At 31.4% G+C, this 23,725-nt stretch carries 19 protein-coding genes; 10 read left to right on the top strand and 9 right to left on the bottom strand.

Going from position 1 to position 23,725, the window contains the following annotated elements:
* The first annotated feature begins 11 nt into the window (after nucleotides 1–11).
* The gene (locus tag B2217_RS10695) at nucleotides 12–3,167 is read left to right on the top strand and encodes an efflux RND transporter permease subunit (RefSeq protein ID WP_180904444.1); all 3,156 of its coding nucleotides are present in this window, start codon (nucleotides 12–14) and stop codon (nucleotides 3,165–3,167) included.
* Nucleotides 3,168–3,169: 2 nt separating this feature from the next.
* A complete protein-coding gene (locus B2217_RS10690; protein WP_180904443.1) occupies nucleotides 3,170–4,576 on the top strand; it encodes an efflux transporter outer membrane subunit in 1,407 nt (468 codons plus the stop codon).
* Between the two features lie 49 nt (nucleotides 4,577–4,625).
* Here the strand turns inward: B2217_RS10690 and B2217_RS10685 are convergent, their stop codons facing one another.
* The 6 genes from B2217_RS10685 to B2217_RS10660 all read right to left on the bottom strand — a co-directional run bounded on the left by B2217_RS10685 (nucleotide 4,626) and on the right by B2217_RS10660 (nucleotide 9,867).
* On the bottom strand, nucleotides 4,626–4,976 hold the full coding sequence (locus B2217_RS10685; protein ID WP_180904442.1) for a hypothetical protein: 351 nt from the start codon (nucleotides 4,974–4,976) through the stop codon (nucleotides 4,626–4,628).
* Nucleotides 4,977–4,997: 21 nt separating this feature from the next.
* The gene (locus tag B2217_RS10680; RefSeq protein WP_180904441.1) at nucleotides 4,998–6,680 is read right to left on the bottom strand and encodes an RluA family pseudouridine synthase; all 1,683 of its coding nucleotides are present in this window, start codon (nucleotides 6,678–6,680) and stop codon (nucleotides 4,998–5,000) included.
* Between the two features lie 101 nt (nucleotides 6,681–6,781).
* Nucleotides 6,782–7,609: a hypothetical protein gene (locus B2217_RS10675; protein ID WP_236688212.1), complete on the bottom strand. Its 828-nt coding sequence runs from the start codon at nucleotides 7,607–7,609 to the stop codon at nucleotides 6,782–6,784.
* 105 nt (nucleotides 7,610–7,714) lie between these two features.
* A complete protein-coding gene (locus B2217_RS10670; protein WP_180904440.1) occupies nucleotides 7,715–8,479 on the bottom strand; it encodes a hypothetical protein in 765 nt (254 codons plus the stop codon).
* A 7-nt stretch (nucleotides 8,480–8,486) separates the two neighbouring features.
* The gene (locus B2217_RS10665) at nucleotides 8,487–9,374 is read right to left on the bottom strand and encodes a glycosyltransferase (protein ID WP_180904439.1); all 888 of its coding nucleotides are present in this window, start codon (nucleotides 9,372–9,374) and stop codon (nucleotides 8,487–8,489) included.
* Nucleotides 9,334–9,867, bottom strand: coding sequence for a methyltransferase (locus B2217_RS10660; protein WP_180904438.1), 534 nt, complete (start codon nucleotides 9,865–9,867; stop codon nucleotides 9,334–9,336). The genes B2217_RS10665 and B2217_RS10660 overlap by 41 nt, the downstream gene beginning before the upstream one ends.
* A gap of 89 nt (nucleotides 9,868–9,956) precedes the next feature.
* On the opposite strand from B2217_RS10660, the gene B2217_RS10655 reads away from it, so the two are divergent.
* The 7 genes from B2217_RS10655 to B2217_RS10625 all read left to right on the top strand — a co-directional run bounded on the left by B2217_RS10655 (nucleotide 9,957) and on the right by B2217_RS10625 (nucleotide 20,821).
* Nucleotides 9,957–10,349: a hypothetical protein gene (locus B2217_RS10655; RefSeq protein ID WP_038335734.1), complete on the top strand. Its 393-nt coding sequence runs from the start codon at nucleotides 9,957–9,959 to the stop codon at nucleotides 10,347–10,349.
* A 46-nt stretch (nucleotides 10,350–10,395) separates the two neighbouring features.
* Complete coding sequence (locus B2217_RS10650; protein WP_180904437.1) at nucleotides 10,396–10,887, top strand: nuclear transport factor 2 family protein; 492 nt, start codon at nucleotides 10,396–10,398, stop codon at nucleotides 10,885–10,887.
* A gap of 303 nt (nucleotides 10,888–11,190) precedes the next feature.
* Complete coding sequence (locus tag B2217_RS10645) at nucleotides 11,191–12,660, top strand: histidine kinase (protein WP_291066766.1); 1,470 nt, start codon at nucleotides 11,191–11,193, stop codon at nucleotides 12,658–12,660.
* 79 nt (nucleotides 12,661–12,739) lie between these two features.
* Entirely contained in the window at nucleotides 12,740–15,319 is a 2,580-nt protein-coding gene (locus B2217_RS10640) for a zinc-dependent metalloprotease (protein ID WP_414647363.1), read from the top strand.
* 9 nt (nucleotides 15,320–15,328) lie between these two features.
* Nucleotides 15,329–18,670, top strand: coding sequence for a SusC/RagA family TonB-linked outer membrane protein (locus B2217_RS10635; RefSeq protein ID WP_291122547.1), 3,342 nt, complete (start codon nucleotides 15,329–15,331; stop codon nucleotides 18,668–18,670).
* A 12-nt stretch (nucleotides 18,671–18,682) separates the two neighbouring features.
* The gene (locus B2217_RS10630) at nucleotides 18,683–20,002 is read left to right on the top strand and encodes a RagB/SusD family nutrient uptake outer membrane protein (RefSeq protein WP_180904433.1); all 1,320 of its coding nucleotides are present in this window, start codon (nucleotides 18,683–18,685) and stop codon (nucleotides 20,000–20,002) included.
* Between the two features lie 57 nt (nucleotides 20,003–20,059).
* Nucleotides 20,060–20,821, top strand: a complete 762-nt coding sequence (locus B2217_RS10625; RefSeq protein WP_291122544.1) for a LytR/AlgR family response regulator transcription factor — start codon at nucleotides 20,060–20,062, stop codon at nucleotides 20,819–20,821.
* Between the two features lie 119 nt (nucleotides 20,822–20,940).
* Here B2217_RS10625 and B2217_RS10620 read toward each other — a convergent pair whose 3' ends face one another.
* The 3 genes from B2217_RS10620 to B2217_RS10610 all read right to left on the bottom strand — a co-directional run bounded on the left by B2217_RS10620 (nucleotide 20,941) and on the right by B2217_RS10610 (nucleotide 23,249).
* Nucleotides 20,941–21,204, bottom strand: coding sequence for a hypothetical protein (locus tag B2217_RS10620; protein ID WP_280045593.1), 264 nt, complete (start codon nucleotides 21,202–21,204; stop codon nucleotides 20,941–20,943).
* Entirely contained in the window at nucleotides 21,192–22,286 is a 1,095-nt protein-coding gene (locus B2217_RS10615; RefSeq protein ID WP_291122542.1) for a hypothetical protein, read from the bottom strand. Before B2217_RS10615 ends, B2217_RS10620 begins: the two co-directional genes overlap by 13 nt.
* A 123-nt stretch (nucleotides 22,287–22,409) precedes the next feature.
* Nucleotides 22,410–23,249: an aldo/keto reductase gene (locus B2217_RS10610; RefSeq protein WP_291122540.1), complete on the bottom strand. Its 840-nt coding sequence runs from the start codon at nucleotides 23,247–23,249 to the stop codon at nucleotides 22,410–22,412.
* A 169-nt stretch (nucleotides 23,250–23,418) separates the two neighbouring features.
* Here B2217_RS10610 and B2217_RS10605 point away from each other — a divergent pair, with 169 nt between their 5' ends.
* Complete coding sequence (locus B2217_RS10605; protein WP_291122538.1) at nucleotides 23,419–23,721, top strand: hypothetical protein; 303 nt, start codon at nucleotides 23,419–23,421, stop codon at nucleotides 23,719–23,721.
* Nucleotides 23,722–23,725: the final 4 nt, after the last annotated feature.

The raw sequence follows: 23,725 nt of genomic DNA, 5'->3' as shown, positions 1-23,725 counted from the left end.
TGTAAATAGATATGTTAAAAAAGTTTATTGAAAGACCCGTACTATCTACGGTAATTTCTATCCTTATATTGATATTGGGGATACTGGGGCTTATATCGCTTCCAGTAACACAATATCCAGATATTGCACCCTCTACTGTAAAAATTTCTGCTTCGTATCCTGGAGCAAATGCAAAGACAGTAATGGAGTCTGTAATTATTCCGATAGAGGAACAGGTGAACGGGGTTGAAGGAATGGATTATATTTCTTCTACTGCCTCTAATAACGGTTCTGCTTCTATCGATGTTGTATTTAAACCAGGTGTAGATGGAGATATCGCACAGGTAAACGTACAAAACCGTGTGGCACGTGCTACACCATTATTACCTTCGGAGGTAACTCGTTCTGGGGTTGTGACACAAAAACAACAGACATCAGCATTGATGTTTGCTTCGTTTAGTTCAACAAACCCTAAATATGATGAGATTTATCTTCAGAATTATTTGAACATCAACATTATTCCAGCCTTAAAACGTGTAAACGGTGTAGGGGATGCAACTGTGTTTGGTGCGATGACTTATTCTATGCGTATTTGGTTAGATCCTTCTCGTATGGCTAGTTATGGTTTAGTTCCTTCTGAAGTTTCTGCAGCTTTATCTCAAGAATCTCTTGAAGCTGCTGCTGGTTCGTTAGGGGAAAACTCTGGACAATCATTCCAATATACAATCACATATTCTGGACGATACAAGACAGAAGATCAATATCGTAATATTGTTATTAAATCTTTACCAAACGGACAGGTTCTTAGATTAAAAGATGTAGCGAATGTAGAATTTGGTGCTCAATCTTATGCAGGACGTTCTGCAATGGATGGAGATCCTTCTGCTGTATTTGCTGTTTATCAAACGCCAGGATCTAATGCACAAGAAATTATTGTAAACTTAAGAGCTGAGTTAGAAAAAGCTTCTAAATTATTACCAGAAGGAGTTTCTTACACTATCTTAATGGATACAAATACATTCTTAGATGCGTCTATTTCTAAAGTTGTTCACACAATGATAGAGGCGTTTATCTTAGTATTTATTGTTGTATATATTTTCTTACAAGATTTCCGTTCTACATTAGTACCATTGATTGCGGTACCAGTGTCTATTATTGGTACATTCTTTTTCCTTAATTTGGCAGGATTCTCGTTAAACTTATTAACGTTATTTGCCTTAGTACTCGCCATTGGTATTGTGGTGGATGATGCCATTGTTGTTGTGGAAGCCGTGCATGCTCGAATGGAGTCTCATCACGAAGCTCCTATGGATGCAACGAAAAATGCGATGGATGAAATTTCTGGAGCGATTATCTCAATTACATTAGTAATGTGTGCGGTGTTCGTACCAGTAACATTTATCTCAGGACCTACTGGAGTATTCTACAAACAATTTGGTATTACTTTAATTGTTGCCATTTTAATTTCGGCATTAAATGCCTTGACATTATCTCCAGCATTGTGTGCTTTATTCTTAAAACCACATCAAGAAGGAGAGCAAAAACGTAACTTTATTCAACGATTCTTTGATGCTTTCAATGCTTCATTTGATCGTATGACACATAAATATGGTAATTCATTCAAATTTTTAATTAAACACAAATGGATTTCATTCTTATTAATTATTCTTAGTGGAGTAGGAATTTGGGGTATTGGAAAAATGATGCCAACAGGTTTCGTGCCAACTGAAGATAACGGATTTATTATTGGTAATATCGAATTACCAGCGGGTGCTTCTATGGACCGTGTGTATGAAGTTGAAAAAGAATTCCAGAAAAAAATTGAAAAAATTCCTGGATTAGATAAAGCAACAATTATCTCAGGTAACTCTATTATTTCTGGAGCTGGTTCTAATTATGGTATGATGTTCATTAAATTGAAACCATTCGAAGAACGTACAACAGATGCTTTATCAGTACAATCAATCATTGGACAATTATTTGGTGCTGCAGCTCAAATTCCTGATGCTCAAATGATTTTCTTCCAACCACCATCAATTCCAGGTTTTGGTATGTCTTCTGGTTTCGAATTGAAATTATTAGATAAAACAGGTGGAGACATTGCTGATTTTGATAAAGTTGCAAAGGAATATATTGGTGCATTAATGCAACGTCCAGAAATTATGTATGCTCAAACTTCTTTAAATACAGGTTTCCCTCAATACGAAATCGATGTTAATATTGAAAGAGCAAAACAATCTGGTGTTTCAGTAAGTTCTATTTTCTCAACTTTACAAGGATATATTGGAGGATTATATGCAGCTGACTTTACACGTTTTGGTAAACAATACCGTGTGTACATTCAAGCTTCGCCAGATGATCGTATCAATGAAACAAGTTTAAATAAAATGTTCGTGAAAACGGATGCAGGTTCAATGACACCAGTTTCACAATTTGTGACTTTAAAACGTGTATATGGTCCTAACTCTGTTAACCGTTTCAACTTATTTACATCAGCTAATATTACAGGAGCTGTAAAACCAGGATTTTCTACAGGTGATGCAATTACAGCAATTAATCAAGTTTCTGAACAAACATTATCTACTTCTTATAGTACTGACTTTACAGGTCTTACTCGTGAAGAGATTAATTCAGGTTCTCAAACAGCAATGATTTTTGCTTTATGTATCGTATTCGTGTACTTTATTTTATCTGCACAATATGAATCTTATGTTTTACCATTCGCAGTATTATTATCTGTTCCTTGTGGTATGATGGGTGCATATTTATCTCAATGGTTAGCTGGATTAGAAAATAATATTTATTTCCAAATTGCCTTAATCATGTTGGTTGGTTTACTCGCCAAAAATGCCATTTTGATTGTAGAGTTTGCATTACAAAGACGTGTACACGGAATGTCAATTATTCAGGCAGCTATAGATGGAGCGAAAGCTCGTTTACGTCCAATTTTGATGACATCTTTTGCCTTCATTTTAGGATTAATGCCATTAGTATTTGCAACAGGTGTATCATCTGCTGGTAACCGTTCTGTAGCAACAGGAGCAGCATTTGGTTTATTAGTAGGTACAATTTTAGGTTTATTTGTTATTCCAGTATTGTTTGTTGTTTTCCAAACATTACAAGAAAAAGTTAAACCAATTAAATTTGATCGTCCACAAGAAGAAATTGAACATAATAATTCAATCTAAAAATGAAAAAGTACAGAATATTTAATATTACTTTAATCGCAGCTGGATTGTTTGCTGTTCAGTCTTGTTTCGTAGCAAAAGATTATCATCGTCCTGAAGCTGTTGTAAATGAAGCAAATTTCAGAACAGATGTTATTGCAAAAGACAGTGCAAGTGTTGCAACTGTTTCTTGGAAACAAATTTTTACAGACACTCAATTACAAGCTTTGATTAATCAAGGTTTACAAAATAATTTAGATATACGTTCAGCACTGCAAAATATTGCAGTCGCTGAAGCGTATGCTAAACAAGGTAAAGCAGGTTATTTACCAACTTTATCTGTTGGGCCAAAATATACGTTTACAGAAAACTCTCGTAACACTCAGTTTGGTGCATTGATGTCAAAACGTGCACAAAGTCAATACGAAGTTTCAGGGAACTTAAGTTGGGAAGCAGATATTTGGGGTAAAATTAGAAGTAATCAACGTGCATCAGCTGCAACTTATTTGCAAACTGTAGAAGCGCACAAAGCGGTTAAAACACAAATTGTTGCTTCTATTGCAAATACGTATTACAACTTATTGGCTTTAGATGAGCAAAAAAGAATTTTAGATAAAACTTTAATCAACCGCGAGCAAAGTTTAGAAACAACGAAAGCTTTGAAAGAAGCTGGTAATGTTACAGAAGTTGCAGTTAACCAAACGGAAGCGCAATTGTTCAATGTGAAATCATTATTGGTTGACGTTGAAAATGGAATTAAGATGAACGAAAATGTGATGAGTATTTTGTTAGGAACAAATCCTCAATCTATTAATCGTACAAACTTAGCTTCTCAAAAAATTGACGAAAAATTATCTGTTGGTGTTCCAGCTCAATTATTAGAAAATCGTCCTGATATCAAAGCTGCAGAGTTTGGATTGATGAACGCTTTTGAGAATGTTAACGTTGCGAATGCAAGTTTTTATCCTTCTCTTTCTATTACTGCAACTGGTGGTGTACAAGGAATTGATATCGATAAATTGTTTAGTGCGCAATCTTTATTTGCGACGGTTATCGGTAGCTTAACTCAACCTTTATTACAACAACGTAAATTGCGTACGCAAAAAGAAGTCGCTTTAGCAAATCAAGAAAATGCTTTGATTAATTACAAAAGCAAAATCTTAAATGCAAGTAAAGAGGTTTCTGATGCGTTATACACATACAATGCAGCAACGAAGAAAGCTGAATATAAACAAAAAGAATATCAATTATACAATCAAGCAATTACCTATTCTGAAGAATTGTTAAACTACGGTATGGCAAACTATTTAGAAGTAATTACAGCAAGAGACAATGGGTTAAATGCTGAATTGAATGTTGTTGATGCGAAATTATCATCTTTATCATCAATGGTCGAATTGTATCGTGCTGTTGGAGGTGGATGGCAATAAGCAATTCTAATCTTAATAAAAAAACCTCTCAAATATTTGAGAGGTTTTTTTATTTTTTCAATATTTCATCAAAAAAATCTTTCGAATCGTTATCAAACGTAGGTTTTTGTAACAATAATTGAGAGATCTTTACAATTTTATCAAAATCTTGTTGAGTAAAATATTCACCAAAATGCTCGTTGCAAAAATCACCTAAATTTCCTAAAACGATATTCACTTCCTCTTCGCTCAACTCACCTTTTTGTTTCCAACGTTCACGGAACAAACTTGCTGCTAAATAAGAAGAAATATCGATCAAATCATCTATTGAAATGTTAGATCCGTTTTTCAATTTTGCCATAATCAACGTATCCATATCGCGATAAATCACTTCTCGTATTGTCAAATCTTTATTTTCCATTCTTTGTATTCTTTCACAAAATTAGAGATTAAAATTTGGTTCTACCTGAAATTTCATCAATTCTTTCGTTTTTGGATGTGTAAATTCCAAAGATTCTGCATGTAAATGTAAACGATTTGCTTTTTTTCCATATAAATCATCGCCAATAATTGGCGCATTTAGTCCTAAACGATGCGAAGCATGCATGCGCAATTGATGTGTACGACCAGTAATTGGATAAAAATAAACAAGTGTTTTATTGTCTTTTCTTAAAATGACTTCATATTTTGTTTGCGCCGTTTTTCCATATTCATAACAAACCATTTGTCGTGGTCTGTCGTCCAAATCGACACGCAAAGGCAAATCTATAAAACCGTTATCATGTTCGATATTTCCGTCTAAAAGGGCAATATAACGTTTATGAACTTTACGTTTAATGAATTGTTGTTGAAGAATTTTATGACTCTCTTTATTTAAAGCTAAAACAAGAATTCCAGAAGTTGACATATCCAAACGATGAACAATAATTGGACCTGTAGCCAACGGAAATTGATGTTTAATTCTAAGATAAACCGAATCTTTAATCTCAATTCCAGGAACCGAAAGAAACTCTTCTGGTTTATTGATAACAACCAGATCATCATCTTGATATAAAATTTCTAACTCTTCAATAATTGAATTTTGCTTCAACAATAAGTTTTCATTCAGTTCAATTCCTTGCAACATATGTCCTAAAATAGGCTCACATTTTCCTGTACAAGCTGGATAAAATTGTCCATGTTTTCTAACTTCAGACTTAGGTGAATCTCCCCACCAAAACTCAGCCATACAAATTGGTTCTAAATCATTTTGAAACGCATATTGCAATAATTTGGGTGCAGCACATTCTCCGGCAGCAGCTGGAGGTTGTTGAAAAACAGTGTTCGAAAAAATCTCTAATAATCCTTTTTCTTGCTTAAACTTATTCAAGAACTGATATTGATTAAATAATTGATTTTGAAGTGAATTAGATTTTGTTTTTCGTTCTTCTTTTAAAGAACTGATTTTATTCTCAAAAACATTTATTTCGTTTAATAAAAGCTGTTTTTCAGCATCAAGTTTTTCACTCAAAACTCTGAATTCATATTTATCACGTAAACTTTGTTTTACTAAATCTTCTTCAAAAAATTTAATTTCTTCTTCAGATAAAGTTGATAAAATTGTTTCGCGTTGAGCTTTTCGATCTTTTTTATTTGATTTTAAAAGTTGTTTTCCTTCTTCAATTTTTAATTTAGAATTGATTTCAAATTGAAGAAAATCTTCTTTAAGTTGTAGATAGTTTTGATTATTCTCTAATGATTCTAAAATACGATTGATTTCATTCAAACGTTCTTCTTGTTCTAAGAAAAAACCATTTTTATTCAACATATCAAAAACAGGTGGAACAAAAACTTTGTGCTGATTAGTATTAGCCAATTTCCCCGAAACAGCTGCTAAATAACCAATTTTGTTCTCCTGATTTCGAACAACTAAAACTCCAAACATTTTACCAATTGGAGTAGAAAATACGTCATTTTCTAAACCAAAATTATGTTCAAAATCGATTTGATTTTCCAAGTATTCTTGTACCTCTTTACATGCTTGTTTTGCAATTTCAGTTGGTTCATAATAAAATGGATAATCAAACTTTTCGGGAAGTTCGTATGTTGTAATTGATTGTTTAAAATATTGAAAATAACTGGACATTTGTTTCTTTAAAATCGATGCAAAGATACAGTTTAAGGTATAATTTTAGAAAAGAATAGTTATAAAACACGAAAAAGAGCTTGATTTATCAAGCTCTTTTTTTAATCATCTATCGTATCTTTTTTAATAACTTTTGTATTATTTGGGACTTTTCCGTATAAAAAGTCGAGATATATTTTACTATAAGAATTAAATAATTGGAGTAATTTGAAATAATTTACATCATTCAATTCTATTTTAGATTCGGTATTCGTTAATGCATTATCAATGAAATCTCTGATTTTGAATTTCGGAATTTTTAAATCATTTGTGAAATAATCATCACCAAAATAATTTTTGATTTTTGTAATTTTATCATACTTATCTTCATAATCTAGTAATGCTTTTCGTTGTTTTGCTTTGCCAGAAAAAACATCATAAATACGTCCAATATCCAACCTCGTCAACGTAATATCTCCACTCAAAAATCCAGCTTTCAACGAAGATGTATCTTTTATAGGTTTGATATCAGGATTAACGCCAAGACTTTTATAAAGTTTTGTTACAACATCAGCTTTTTTTCCATTTTTTACATCTTTTTCAAGAATACCTGTCAACTTTTGACCAATATATGCGGTATTCAATTGAATTGTCTGAACAGCTAAATGGACTACAATTGTTTGTTTATTGAACAAATTTGGTCTTAAGATAATTAGTCGATTTTCATACCAATCAGATTGTATTTTTAGCGTGTCATTTACTTTTGCTTGAATAAGAAAAGTTCCTGTAAAATTAGAAATTGTTGTATGATTTGTTCTCAGATTTGTAACGTAAACTCCTTCTGCTGTATCGTCAGAATCATCAATAATAATGTTTCCCTGAACCCATTTTTCTTGTGCAAAAATAAAATTCGATAACAGCAATATTAGAATGGTAAATAGTGATTTCAATTGTTCTTGATTATACGTTTAATTATTTGTACGAAGATAAGTCTTAATAAATTAGCATCAATTTTGTTAACGTTTATTGGCTAAATTTTAAAAATCTATTAAGAATTATTGATTTTTGTTTTGATTTAATTCATTCAAATAATCTTTCGCATAAGATTCTAAATCAATCATTATCGTACCAAATTGTCTACTCAAAACTTTTTCTTGGAGCGGATAACGCGCATTAACATAATATAAAAATTCTTCTATTTTATATTCAGGAATTTGTAATTGATTTGTATAAAAATCTGTTGGATAATAATGTTTAACTTCTTGAACAAGAGAAAGTTTTGTTTCGTAGTTACGTACACGGCGTTGCTCACGATAAAAACCATTCATATGACCAATTAATCGAACAGGATTTAAAACATCCATTGGTTTGAATTTGGCAATATCTCTTTTAGGTTCTAAATCTCGTAAACGTTGATCAAGTCCCATTTTATCGTACAAATCTGTTTTATTATCCGTATGATATTTGGGTTGTAAAGGACCTTTACCAATTGTTGCACCACTCAATTCAATTGTTTCAATATCCAAATGTGCTTGTAAAAAACCTTTGTTGTAAATATTTTGATTGATTACAATTTTTCTAGGAATCAAAAAATCTGCTTCAAACAAAATTGTATCGCCAACATTTGCTTGGATAGAATAATAGCCCGAAGGGCTTGTATATGTCTTACTTTCTGATGTCAGATTTTCTATACGAGCACCAGAAACCGAGGAAATATAATCGTTTCCTTCGTCTACAACCACAGAACCAGTAATCAACTTATTTTGCGCAAAGCTGATGAATGGAAAGATAAATAGCGTGTATGTTAACCAATATCGCATGTTAGATTTAACCTTTTATTTTTTGTTTCATTTTCGACCAACGATAATTTCGGATGAATTTCTCTTGATCTCGATTTACCATTTTTTTTGTACCATTGGTTTTAGCTTCAAAAAAACCTTTCAAATAATACAAAATATATGTGGGTTTCTTTTTACGTAAAGCCAATTTTGTGCCAGCAATTAATGTAATCCAAAATCCATAACCTAATGCATAATAAGCTGCACCTTGTTTGTAAAGCGCCGATTTATTGTAACTAGCACCAGTTGGTTTTAGATGTTTGATGTGTAAAGATTCGTCTGTAACAACTTTCCAACCATAATATTTGCACAACAATTCGTCTACTGTATCCCAACCCATATGCGCGCGTAATCCACCAATTTTTTCGTAACATTTTTTTCGATAACCCTTAAATGCACCACGAATATGGTCTTTATCTGTCAGATTTTCTAGAATCCAATTCCCGTCTTTGTCAATATACGCAAAACCACCAACCATTGCAATGTCTTCATCTTGATTAAAATGAGTTAAAATAGTCTCAAAATAATTAAACGGAATATCTAAATCTGCATCCAATTTAACAATAATATCATAATTTGGATCAATGATTTCATAACCTTTCAAGAAAGCTTGTATCACTTTACTTCCAGGCTGATGTTCACCTTTCGATAAGATATTTCTTAATTTGATGAACGGATATTTAGCTGTAAATTCTTCTACAATTTGTTGTGTTTTATCAGTTGAATGATCGTTTACAACAATCACTTCATAGGGCAAAACAGTTTGATTAACGAGAGAATTTAGCGTAATCGCAATAAAATCTTCTTCGTTATGTGCAGGTATAACAATAGAGTATTTAGTAAGTAAAGTCTTTTTTTCGTTCTGCGTAGACAGCATAATATCTTGGTGTAATTCTTCTTAATAAGGGTCTTATTCCCAGTTTGTTTGATGGATGCGTCCATTTGTGACGATGTATCACATTCCATCCAGCTTTTTCCATTAACATGTCAAATTGCCAATCTTCAAATTCGTGATAATGTACATCTCGCACATCATTTTGATTACGATAAGCAGGCGAAAACCACAAACGCATCGGAATTGAAGCTAATAATTTATCTCCAGGCAAATTTCTCAACACTTCCATTGGATTGACTAAATGTTCTAAAATTTCTAAAGCCGTCACAAAGTTAGCATCATAATTTTGCAAATCCTTATAATAATAGTCCAAATCGTCGCCATTTGTATTTTTTACATCAAAACCATTTTCTAACATCACATCTGTAAAAGGATTTTTGATTCCCAAATCAAGGATTTTATCAGTAGGTTGAGCAAATTTTTTCAGCAAAGCTAAGGTTTCATTGTATCTTTTTTGTGGATATACTTTGTACATTGTGTTAGTTGTTTTCGGATGATAAATTTAATCATCTATTTTAATATTGTTCGTTTCTATTTTAATTTTTTTTATTGCAAATTTGTCAGATGAAAACGATCGGATATTATCGATTACGAAACAAAAATAAAGTAGAAGGTTTTGCGAAGGAGATTGATGGAGTAACCTATTTTAAAGGTTATAATGAATTTTCTTGGCACGAAAATGCTTTGCAATTTGATACCATAGATATTGGAATAGATATATTGGATAAACGAAATCGACGATTATTTACCAATGATATTGTGTTATATAAAGTTTCTAAAAAGCCATTTTTACGTACAGGTTTTGTCGTTTACGAACCAAAACTGAAAGAATTTGGAATCGTAGATCAACAAAGTTTTCATTTTACACCTTTCTATGTTGAAGGTTTGTGTTTGTTCGATCATGATAAACTCGAAGTGATTTCTCATTTATTTACGAAGAAAGAAAAGACTAAATAACTTATTCGGATAGATTTTTGATAATAGATTTTAAAAATCTATTATAATGAAAAAAATAATCACGCCTTTATTATTTTGTTCAGCAGTTTTGCTTTCTATTCAAATGATGAGTTGCACGAAGAATACTGAACCTAAAACTGAATCTGCGAAAGTTAATTCAAATTCTGAAATTGAATCAAACAAAAAAATCGTTCTTGATTTTTACCAACAAATGTTTGGTGATAAGGATTTAACGGCGGTTGATAAATATATTGCTCCAGAATATATTCAGCACAATCCTAATGTAGCAGATGGTTCTGAAGCATTCAAAAAAGCTGCAGAAGGGTGGTTCAAAGGAGCTCCAAAAACCAAAATTGATGTACAACATATTGCAGCAGAAGGAGATTTGGTTTTCTTGCATATCAAAAATATAAATCCAGATGGTTCGCTAAAATCAACAATTGATATTTTTAGACTAAAAGATGGTAAAATTGTTGAACATTGGGATGTGCATCAAGATGTTCCGAAAGAATCTGCCAATCCACATCCAATGTTCTAAATGACGCTTAAAAGATAAATAAATCTCCCAAAAGGGAGATTTTAGTTTATATAATATTGTCAAATATTTGAAAATTATCATTTTATGATAAATGTTCTCTTATTTTTTTGATTAAAAAGCTTCCCTTAGTTTTGCAAAAAAAATAGTTTGTCTTTTCGATTTCGAGTCCATTTATCTAATAAATCCATTTATGTTATAGCGCTTATTGTAAGTGTTATTGCTGTTTTTGCTCTTGTTATATTGAGTTTTTTAATTAATAAAGAAAGTCAAAAAAATAATGATGAGTTTGTCAAAAAAAGTTTTTTGAGGAAATATGAAGCAGTTGAATTTGAGTTTAAAAACATCGAAGAATATCAAGAAGTTTTAAAAAAAGTTGTTAAAAAGACAAATGAAAAAAATGTAGCAGATCATTTTTTGGTTTTGAATGAATTAAATTCAAATCGAAAGTTAATTCGCCATGATTGGTTTTCTATTCATTCTCCAGAAACAAATTATTTTCCTGATGAATCAATCCTTTCAAAAGCTATCAATCAACCAAATATTAAAGAATTTCAATCGATATATACTACAAAAAATCAACAGATTGATAATTTTTTATTGGATTATAAAGACACGTTGTATTGGGTAAATTACGATTCTATTAAGTTGTCTAATGGACAAAATATGTATTACGGTTCGACGATTAATCTGTTTGATTTGTATAATTTTTTTACGACAGTTGATGCAACTTCGTCCAATTATATGTATGTTTTCAATAAAGATGGAATTTGTATTACGCATCCTGATGAAAAATTTATTGGGAAAAATGTTTTCGATTTTACAGATATCCAGCCAAACGATACGATAACGAGCACAATTAATTCTAATTTTTCACAAGATTTATATACGTTGAATGATGCTTCGTCCGAATTTATAAAGGATACGGATATTAAGCGTTATATAAAACCTTTACACACCAAAAATTTTGATGGATATATTGTCGTGAATCATTTGAGTTATATCATTGATGAAAATGTAGAACGAACTAAATTTTATATAGGTTTTATTTTCTTAGGGACTGTTTTTTTAATTATCATTATCTTTTTGTTATTCAATAAAATAACATCTAAAACATACAAGGAAAAAGCGTTTGTAATCGAAGAAAAAAATAGGTTGTTAATTGAAAACGAAAAGATTAAAAACGCGAATACTCTAACGCAATTACAACAATTAAAGAATCAAATTAATCCACATTTTTTATTCAATTCCTTGAATTCTCTTTATATGTTAATTGGTTTGAATAAAGAGAATGCGCAGAAATTCACGATGAATCTTTCTAAAATTTACCGATATCTTATTGTTCCGCCAAAGGAAAATATAGTGCTTGTAAAAAAGGAATTAGATTTTATTGCGCAATACATGGATTTGCATAAAAGTAGATTTTCGGAAGAATTGATTTTTGATTTACAAATCGAAGATTCGAAAAGCTTAGAAAAAAACATTCCATATTTGGCATTACAGATTGTTGTAGAAAATGCAATAAAACATAATATTGCTACAATTGATCAACCTTTGACTATAAATATTGTTGTAAAATCTGATTTGATTATCGTCAAAAATACTTTTCAGAAAAAAAATAAAGCGACAGAAAATGAGAAATTTGGTTTAAACTATTTACAAAAAATCTATCATTTTTATCAAGTTGATAATTTCTCAACAAAAGTAGAAAATGAAGAATTTATTTGTTTTTTACCTTATATCGAACCAAAATATCCATTCACTCCAAAAAACTAACCACTCACTCCAAAAAACTATTATTATAAGAAAACTGCGCTTAAGTTTATGCCATAATTAATGATAATTTAATGTTCGAATGAGTCATAATAAGGAAAGAAAGAATTATAAATTAGCACTATATCTTGGTTTGGCAATGTCTTCGGCTGTTGTTTATGGACAAAAGAAAGAGGATAAAAAAGCTGAAAAAGATAAAACAGAGAAAAAGGATTCTACTGTAACGAAAGTTAAAAAAATAGATGAATTAATCAAGAAAGGAAGCTACAAGAAAGGTTTGTTTAATACCATTCAAGTAAAAACTGATATCTATTTCGAAATTCCAGATAGTTTATTTGGACGCCAATTTTTGGTTGTGAATAAATTGTCTCAAGTTCCAATGGAAGTTAACGAAGCGGGCTTGAACAAAGGAATGAATTACGAAAACAAAGTGATTTCTTTTTATCATGATAAAGTAGCTAAAAAAGTGTGGGTAAAAACAATTGTTCCACAAGTTTCTTCGCCTAAAAATGACGCAATCACAGCTTCTGTAAAGGATAATTTCTCAGAATCGATTATTGAGGTTTTTGATATAGAAGCTCAAAATAACGATTCGACAGCTGTTGCGATTAAAGTGAACAAAATTTTTGATGGAAATCAAAAAAGTTTTAATGATGTATTAACGAACATAGGTTTAGGAGGTTCGGTAAAGGCAAATCTATCGTATGTGGAAAATGTGAAAACGTTTCCAGAAAACATTGTGGTTAAGTCTCAGTTAACGACAAGTGTAAATGAAGGAGGGGTAGATTTGGCCGTTACCTTAGGTGTTACAAGTAATATTGTTTTACTTTCGACAACTCCTATGCAACCTAGGTTAGCAGATAATCGTGTGGGATATTTCACAGAAAAACATTGGTTTTTTAATGATGCTCAACACAAAATGGAAGATCAACGCTTTATTACAAAATGGCGTTTGGAACCAAAAGACGAGGATAAGGAAAAATATCTAAAAGGAGAATTAGTAGAACCTAAGAAACCAATTATTTATTACATCGATCCTTCGACACCAAAACAATGGCGCCAAAAAATTATTGCTGGTGTACACGATTGGCAAGTTGCTTTTGAGCAAGCTGGTTTCAAAAATGCGATTATAGCAAAAGAACCAACTGCTGATGACAAAGATTTTGATATTGATGATGTACGTTACTCAGTAATTACGTATGCAGCTTCACCAAAGTCAAATGCAATGGGACCTTCTGTGGTTGATCCGCGTAGTGGTGAAATTTTAGAGGCGGATATTATTTGGTGGCACAATGTAATGACTTCTTTGCATGATTGGATGCGTATTCAAACAGGTCCAATTGATCCAAAAGCAAGAGGAAATAAATTTAGTGATGAACATATGGGAGAAGCAATTCGATTTGTATCATCTCACGAAGTTGGTCATACATTTGGTCTGAAACATAATATGGGCGCTTCTTTTTCTTATCCAGTAGAATCTTTACGTTCGAAAGAATTTACGGATAAAATGGGTGGAACTGCGCCATCTATTATGGATTATGCGCGTTACAATTATGTAGCACAGCCAGAAGATGGTGTTACAGCGATTACTCCAAAAATCGGTTTGTATGATAAATATGCAATCGAGTGGGGATATCGTTGGTTCCCGAATCAAGAAACAGAGAAAGCTTTGCTTCGTAAAATGATTGAAAAGCACGAAGATGATCCAATGTACTTCTATGGAGAACAACAAAGCTATTTAAGTACAATTGATCCGCGTTCTCAATCTGAAGATTTAGGTGATGATGCTATTTTGGCAAGTGAATATGGTATGAAAAATCTAAAACGTGTCTCAGAAAATATTTTGAAATGGACGTATGAAGATGGAAAAAGCTATATCAATACAGGGAAATTATATTACCAAACAATAGGGCAGTGGGATTTATATTCTAATCATGTTTTAGCAAATGTTGGTGGGATTTATTTAAACAACACTTATTTCGGAATTGATAAAAAAGCATACGAACCGGTTCCTGCAGATATGCAACGTAAAGCGGTTAATTATTTAAACGAAAACGTAATTCAATTACCAAAATGGTTATTCTTTAATGATATTTTAGATAAAACGTATGCAATCAAAAATTCGCCAATGGGACCATATGAGCAAACGCCGTACACATTAGCGAGAGAAATGCAATATGGATTGATTTATAATTTATTTACTGACGATCGCTTATTGCGCATGTTAGAAAATGAATTGAAACACCAAGAATTAAAATCTAATGAAAAAATTTATACAGTTGAAAATTTATTTGATCAAGTAAGAAGTGCAGCTTTTGATAAAAAATCAAACTTAACTATTCTTGAAAAAATGACTCAAAAAAATTACGTTGATGCCTTAATCGTTTCAACAAACAAATTATTTGAAAAAACAACTGTAGCAGGACTTACAATTGACCAAAACCTACAAGTACCAACTATCTGTAATTATTTAGACGAAGAAAAAATGGCGCGTAACATTAACTATTCTTCTATGAAAAGGGTGTCGGAAGTGACAACCTATAAAAGAGCAGAATTGCAACGTGTGTTGACTTTGTTAAACAAGAAAAAGAATAATGGAGATGCGTCTACAAAAGCGCATTATGCCGATTTAATCATTCGTATTAAAGAAGCTTTAAAGTAAGATATAGAAATGAAAAAGACACTCATTCTTTTGCCACTTTTTGCGGCAAGTATTGCGTTTTCTCAAGAAAAGAGAGTGATTACAGGTTCGGTTCAAGACGAAAAATCGTTGGTTGGAATTGCTGGTGCGTCTGTTAAAATTGAAGCTCAATCAATTTCGACAAAAACAGATCAAAAAGGAATTATAGAAAGTGTAACGGTTGGTACTGTTACAGATGAAGATGGTTTCTTTTCATTAGAAGTACCTGCAGGTACAAAATCTGTATTAATTAGTTATTTAGGTTACGATTCTAAATTAGTTGAACTTTCTACAGATTTATCAACATATCATGTAAGCTTAAAATCAACTTTAGGTGAAGTTCTTCCAGAAAATAATGATTTAAAAGAAGTTGTTGTTACAGGTTATCAAAAAATTGAAAAACGGAAACTAACATCGGCAGTATCAACTGTAAAAATGGATGATATTCAACAAGCTGGTGTTGCTAGTGTTGATCAATTGTTAAGCGGACAAATTGCTGGTGTAGCTGTTTCTACAGAAACTGGTTCGCCTGGTTCACCAAGTAAAATTAGAATTCGTGGTACGGCTTCTCTTTCTGGTCCACAAGATCCGTTATGGGTGATTGATGGTTTACCATTAGAAGGAAATGATGTGCCAAACTTTAACGATAAAGATAACATCGATCAATTGCAAAACTTTTCTATCGCTGGATTAAATCCAAACGATATCGAAGATATTACAATCCTTAAAGATGCTGCTGCAACAGCTATTTATGGTGCAAGAGCTGCAAATGGTGTAATTTCGATTACAACAAAACGCGGTAAAAAAGGCGCTATGACGGTTAATTTTTCTGCGAATACATTTGTAACAGCTCGTCCAGATTTTGGTCGTTTAAATTTACTAAATGCTTCTCAGAAAGTTGATCTTGAATTAATGCTTGCTAGTCGCGATGATTTAACGTATCGTACTGATAAAGGCGAAGTAATGCGAATTTTGCAAAAGAATGGTCAATTAAATGCTTTACGAAATGGAGGTTTTAATTCTTTAGATCTTATCACGCAAAATCAAATTAATTCTTTACGAAATAACACAACCGATTGGGGAAAATTATTGTATCGTAATGCAATTAATACACAATACGGTTTGAGTATTTCAGGAGGAAATGATCGTTCTGATTATTACTTCTCATTAGGATATTATGATGAGCAAGGAACAACGATCGGAACAGGTTTTGAACGTTATAATCTTACTTTAAAAAACAATTATAAACTTAACGATAAATTAGATGTAGGGATTTCTATTTTTGCAACTTCAAGTGATAAAAAATCTTTTGTAACAGATGCAGATGCGTCTATCAATCCGATTAATTATTCACGAAATGCGAATCCATATTTATCTCCATTCAATGCAGATGGTTCTTATCGTTATGACAACGATATTGATGGATTTGAAGATCGTTCTGTTCCATTCAATTTTATCGAAGAAAGAGAAAACACAAATTATACATTAAAAAACCGTTCGTTAAAAGGTATTATTGATCTTAATTATCAATTAGCAAAAGGTTTAAAATTAACATCTCAATTCGGAATTCAGTACGATAGTAACAAAACAGAAAAATACGCTGAGCAAGAAACTTATTTTACGCGTAAAATGAAAGAAGGAACGCGTTATTATAAATCTGGACAATATTTGTATTTCTTACCTGACGGAGGAGTTAAACAAAATTGGGATAACGAATTTTTTCAATATAACTGGAAGTTACAAGGAACATATAGTACTACGATTAACAATCGTCACGAAATTGATTTGATGGCTGGGACAGAAATTCGTCATACACAAAACGAAACGACTTTAACACGTGCTTTTGGTTACAATAAAACGACGAAAACAGGAACGCCAATCGTTTTCCCAAATTCAAGTTTTGCAGCAGAAAAACGTTACGAAACGTACAGAGAAATGCCTACGGATGAGAATGCTTATGTATCTACATTTGCAACAGCTTCGTATACATTAGACAGAAAATATACAGTTTTTGGTAGTGTTCGTTATGATGGTACAAATTTATTCGGAGTTAATAAAAAATATAAATACTTACCAATTTGGGCAGTTTCTGCTTCTTGGTTAGTTTCGAAAGAATCGTTTATGGAGAATGTTGATTTTATTTCGAATCTTCGTTTACGCGCTTCTTATGGTTTACAAGGAAATATTGATCGTAATACTTCTCCTTTCTTTATTGGAGAATATAACGATGCAACAATTTTGCCAGGTAATAAAGAAGATATTATCAATGCGATTAATTTACCGAATGATTTGTTGCGTTGGGAAAAAACAACGAATACAAATGTTGGATTAGATTTAGGTCTTTTCAAAAATCGTATCAACCTTGCCGTTGATGTTTACAATCGTAAAGGAACAGATATGATTAGTATGCGCGAAACGCCATTAGAAACAGGTTTTGAGTATACAATGGTGAACTGGGGAGAGTTGACAAACAAAGGTTTTGAGATTGCTTTAACAACACGCAACATTGATAAGAAAAACTTTAAATGGTCGACAACAATTAATTTTGCGCACAATAAGAGTAAAGTTCTTAAAGAGCAAGAACGTGAAAATAGTTTAATTCCATCTCGCGAAGGTTTACCTGTAAATGCAATTTTTGCTTTAAAAACAGCTGGATTTGATGAATACGGAAATCCAATGTTTTGGAAAGGAGATGAAAAAGTATCAGCAAAAGAATTCTTTGCTTTATATGATTTATACGAAGATTTTTTACCAGGAGAATTTGTTGATTCCAAATTAACAAGCGAAGAAAAACGTAAATTATTTACATACATCGGAGATCGCGATCCTAAATTTACAGGAGGTATTATCAATAATTTCAAAATTCACAATTTTGATTTAACGATTTCTGCAGCGTTCAATTTAAAACAAACGGTAATGAAAACGCCTTCTTATCGTGGAATGGAATTGGATCCAGGTCGTAATTATACACAAGATATTTTCGAGGCAGGTTCTACACTTCCAGGAATTACAAGTCCAATTAAAGGCGATAACGATAGCTGGATGGCGAACAAATGGTTTGCAGGAAACAATGCAAATGCGTACAATTTATTAGACATTTGGGCGAAAGAAATTAGTTATATGCGAATCAGTAGCATTCGTCTTGGTTATACTTTACCAAACAAATATGCTGAGGTTGTTGGTTTCAAAAGTGCTCGTTTTAGTTTAGAAGGACGTAATTTATTTGTATTTAGTAATGGATACAAAGGTTATTTTGATCCAGAAACTTATGGAAATATTTATGCACAACCAATTGCAAAATCTGTAACAGTAGGACTTAATGTTTCTTTCTAAATTTTAAATCAAATGAAAAAAATATTTTTATTATTAAGCATAGTTGCAGTTAGCTTTACAGCAGTTAGTTGTGACAATTATTTGGATATTGAACCAGATGGAAAAGTGATTCCAAAAACGGTAGAAGATTATCGAATGGTATTAACAAATGCTTATTCAAAATATCCAACACACAAGTCGTTGACAGCTTTACGCACGGATGATGTTACATTGAATGAATATTCAAATGACTTTATTTCATACCGTGAAATTGCACAATGGAAGGATACAAATCCGGATCAAATCTCAATTCAATTTCCTTGGGTTAGTTTTTATACAGTGATTTTTTATGCCAATCAAATCATCAATGAAGGACCAAAAACAATGGAAAATTCTGCTGAAAAAGATCAATTATTAGCAGAAGCTTATGCGTTACGTGCGTATGCGTATTTTGATTTGGTGAATTTATACGGAAAACCATACAATTCGGCAACAGCAAGTACAGACAAAGGTGTTCCTTTAAATTTAAAAGTAGATTTAGAAGCAACGCTTAAGCCATCATCTGTTCAAGAAGTTTATAATCATATTGAGTCTGATTTAGCACAAGCAACAGAGTTGATGAAAATGGATCAGGAATTAGCTGGATTAAACTATAGATTCTCAAATGTAGCTCTAAATGCTTTAGAAGCAAGAATCGCGTTGTATAAAAATGAATGGCAAAAAGCGATTGATTTTTCTGATTCAACACTAAAAATCAAAGGTGATTTAGTAAATTTGAACACAACAAAACAAGTTCCAAATCACTACACATCTGCCGAATCTATTTTAGCTTTAGACAATACATTGAATCCCGCTGTACAATATATGGCGTATGTCTCGCCAGAATTATTAAGCAGTTATGATACTCAAAATGATTTACGTTTTTCACTTTATTTTGAGAAAAGTGGTTCAAAATATAAAGTGATTAAAGGTGGAAATTCAGAGTTCAAAACGTCTTTCCGTGTGGCTGAATTATATTTTATCAAAGCTGAGTCATATTTGAAATTAAACAAGATAGATCAAGCAAAAGCAACTTTGTTTTCGGTTTTACAAAATCGTTATACAACAACTGGTTTTGCAAAATTACAAACTGAAATTTCTGCGATGAATTCTACTGAATTGATGAAGTTTATTTTAGATGAACGTTTCAGAGAATTTGCTTTGGAAGGACAGCGTTGGTACGATTTACGTCGAGCAAATCAAAAACAAATTATACATCAAATTTCAGGTAAAGAATATATTTTACAAGAAAATGATGTTCGTTATACAATAGAAATTCCACAAGCAGCTAAGCTCAATAATCCTCATTTATAACATTTTTAGACCGTCTTTATTCATCATTTAGACGGTTTTTTTTATACTTTTGCATTCATGAAAATTGCAATTGTAGAGGACGAATTATTGGCAGTTACTTATCTAAAAAATCTGTTAGAGGAGCAATCTATTGTTGCTGTTTCTTCGATTACAATTTTGCGTTCAACAAAGCAAGCAACAGAGTTTTTTAGAGAAAATTCGGTTGATTTAATCTTCATGGATATTCATTTGGGTGATGGGAAAAGTTTCGAGATTTTTCAGGAAGTTGAGATTCTAACGCCAATTATTTTTATCACTGCTTATGATGAATATGCGATGAAAGTTTTCAAACATTTTACAATTGATTATATTCTGAAACCCTTTGAAGTAGAGGAGTTGCATATTGCTTTGCAAAAATTTGAAACAATTCGTACAAGTTTTGATATTTCGCCAACATTACAATCTATTGCTGTTTTAGAAAATTCTCCGTCCGAGATAATGCATCGTTTTTTGGTAACTAACGGAAATAAATTACGTTCTGTCGAAGAACACGAGATTGCTTATTTTTTTGCTTCGGGGAAACATCTTTTTATAAAAACGAAAGATGAGCAAACCTATATTTATGATGACACAATAAAGGATATTATAAATAAATTGGATGAGACTATTTTCTTCAAAATCAATCGAAAGTTTATTGTTCACATTGATGCAATTACTGAAATAATAAAACATTCAAGTCAAAAAATTGAAATTCATCTTCAACCAAAATCAGAAGCTGAACACGCTATTTTTATCAGTAAAACACAGATTAATAGTTGGATGGATTGGATGAATAGATAAAAAAATCTCACATTTGTGAGATTTTAATTAACTTATAATGTTACTTTTTATTAAAATCGTCATTTCTAGTGAAATTCTTTTAGAATTTTGTATCGAGAAAAAGATTTTAAAATATTAGTTTATAAATTCTCTAACATCAAGATAATTTCACTTTCGATGCGTTGCATCATTTCAGGCGAAATTTCTATTTGATGTTTTACATTTTCGATAGTATTGTACGTCAATTCTCCCGTTTTCAAATTTAAATTATATTCAATTTGTCCTTCCCAAGAATTACTCGATTCGTAAAATGAAACCATTGCAAAAGGTAATCTTGGCAAAAGTTCACCAAAATGTTCTTCTAATTTGATCCTATTTTCTTGATTAATTGTTAGTTTTTCCATGATTTAATAATCATTGCATTAGCAGAAGTTTCGTAGAAAATAATCGCTAATAATTGTAAAAATTCAGCATGATTTAGCTTTCCAGCAACCACTTCATCAATATCTGCCTCGTAATACTCTTCAATTGTTTTAGTCATCAAGGCCTTAAAATTCTCCAACGGAATATTTTGATCTTTCAATTCATTTAATAAATAATTATTCGAAGCTAAAAAGTCTGCACGAGTTCCGAAAATTGGAGATTTACGAATATTTAATGCATTATGAAAAGTTTGCGAAATCAAAACGCCACGTTCCAATTCTTCAAATTCCCAACCTTTACGAACTTTTCTCGGATTATTTTCATAAAAAATATGGTTGTGAAAAGCGTGAACATGTTTCGCAATATCCGTGTTGGTATGTAAATAAAGAAACTGCAAAATCGAACTAAACAAATGATTTGCGTTCAAATTCGCTGGATAATATGTGTACAATAATGGATAATGAAACAATGTTGTGTACAAAGGCGAAAAACTATCAATGATGTTCAAATTCAATACATTTATTCCTTCAAAATCTACTTTCTGATTCGTTTGATAATAATTAATTCCAGCCAAATAAATATCCTCATAACTCAATTCAAACTGATTAAGATACGCTCCAATCTGTTTGAAAAAAGAAGTATTTAAGTTATGATTTGTAACTAATTTATATTGTTTATTTTCAAATTCTTTAATAAAATCTAACTTAAACTCAGACTTTAAATTATCATTGATAACTTTATCAAAATCAAATGATTTCTTTCTAATTACATTAACGTAAATTTCGTTGTATGTATAAATAATTTGCTTGATTGGTGCTGTGTCTAAAGCTTCAAAAGGATTGATGTCAGCATTTGGCGTAGCATACAACGTAAACAAACGATGAAATTCTTGCTGAATCTTTTCTTCTTCCGCAAACATATTCATCAATTGATTGGTGTTCGCAGCAATAATACTTTCACCTAAAAAAAATAAAATACCAGCTTTCAAATCTTCATCAAAACCACATCTTTCAAGGGTTTGATCAAAATAAGTTTTGAATGGATTTTCAGGATTTTGGCTCATATCGAATAATTTTATTTTATCATTTTAAAAAGTAAAAGTATTGATTTTTTAAAGATTTAAAACGAAAAAACCTCTGTAAAACAGAGGTTTTTAAAATTTATTTTAGTGAATTCGTTTAACTTGTTAAAATTCAACCATTGAAGGATTCAATCCAGAAAAACCATCAGCAGGCATTTCATCAATCGCTTTTACATCTTCTGCGCTCAATTTAAAATTATTTGAAGTCAAATTCGCTTCAATATTCTTTTCTGAAGAGGAGCGAGGAAGTGGTAAAATATCTTTAGCCAAACAATAATTTATACAAATTTGACCAACTGAAACATTGTATTTATCCGCCAAAGAATTAATTAATTCATTCTCCAAAATTCTTCCCGAACCTAGTGGACTCCATGCTTCAACCAATAAATTGTGTTGTTTACAAAAATCCACTAATTCTGGTTGTGAATGCCCTGGATGAATTTCAATTTGATTAACCATTGGTTTGATTTCAGCCGTTTCAAATAAAGCTTCCAAATGATTGATATTGAAATTACTCACGCCAATCGCCTTTGCTTTTCCAGATTTGTAAATTTCCTCAAAAGCTCGCCAAGTTCCAGCATTCAATTCTGCCCAAGTATCAGGAAATTGCGTTTCATTTGCAGGCCAATGAATCAAATATAAATCCAAATAATCAGTTTGTAAATCAGCTAAAGTTTGCTCAAATGCAGCCATTGCTTTTTCGTATCCACGCTCAGAATTCCAACATTTAGATGTAATGAATAATTTGCTACGATCTACATTTTCAGCTTTCAAAACTGTTCCAATTTCTTTTTCATTTTTGTAGATTGCTGCCGTGTCAATATGTGTATATCCTTTTGTTAATGCTATTTTTAGAGGTTCTATAACTTTTTCACCTTCTAATAACCATGTTCCAAATCCAATTGCAGGAATTTCGATTACGTTTGATAGTTTAAAGTTTTCCATTTTTTCAATATTTATGTATTCAAATTTATCTTAAAACAACCAATTTCAATAATTAGTAGACGTTAATTCTTATGTTAAAACTCATTTATAGAAATCTTAAATTTAATTGTTTGTTAATAAAATAGTTCTACATTTATTCTCGAAAAATGTTAGGTAAAAAGTTAGAAAAATGACACAATTTACAGGTACGATTGAGGATTTTATGAATACGCATGAAGAATTTATTAATGCTTTGATTCTGAAAAAAATCAATCAACAAGTTGTATTAGATAAGAAAAATGCAGAAGAAATTCAGCAAAATGAATTTATTCAACAAAAATTAGATGATTTGAAAGAACATATGACTGATTTGTTCGAAAATGAATTTGGTGATTGGGAAATTACAATGGATTTAGAATCTTTTGAGCAAGAATTTGACAAACATTTTCAAATTTCGAAGCAAGAATTAGAAGATAATGTGTTGTTGAAGTAGGAGG

This window comes from Empedobacter sp. UBA7620 (assembly GCF_002484185.1).
Taxonomy (GTDB): Bacteria; Bacteroidota; Bacteroidia; order Flavobacteriales; family Weeksellaceae; genus Empedobacter; species Empedobacter falsenii_C.
The sequence above is the reverse complement of the archived record's forward strand: the minus strand, read 5'-3'. Positions and strand labels throughout refer to the sequence as shown.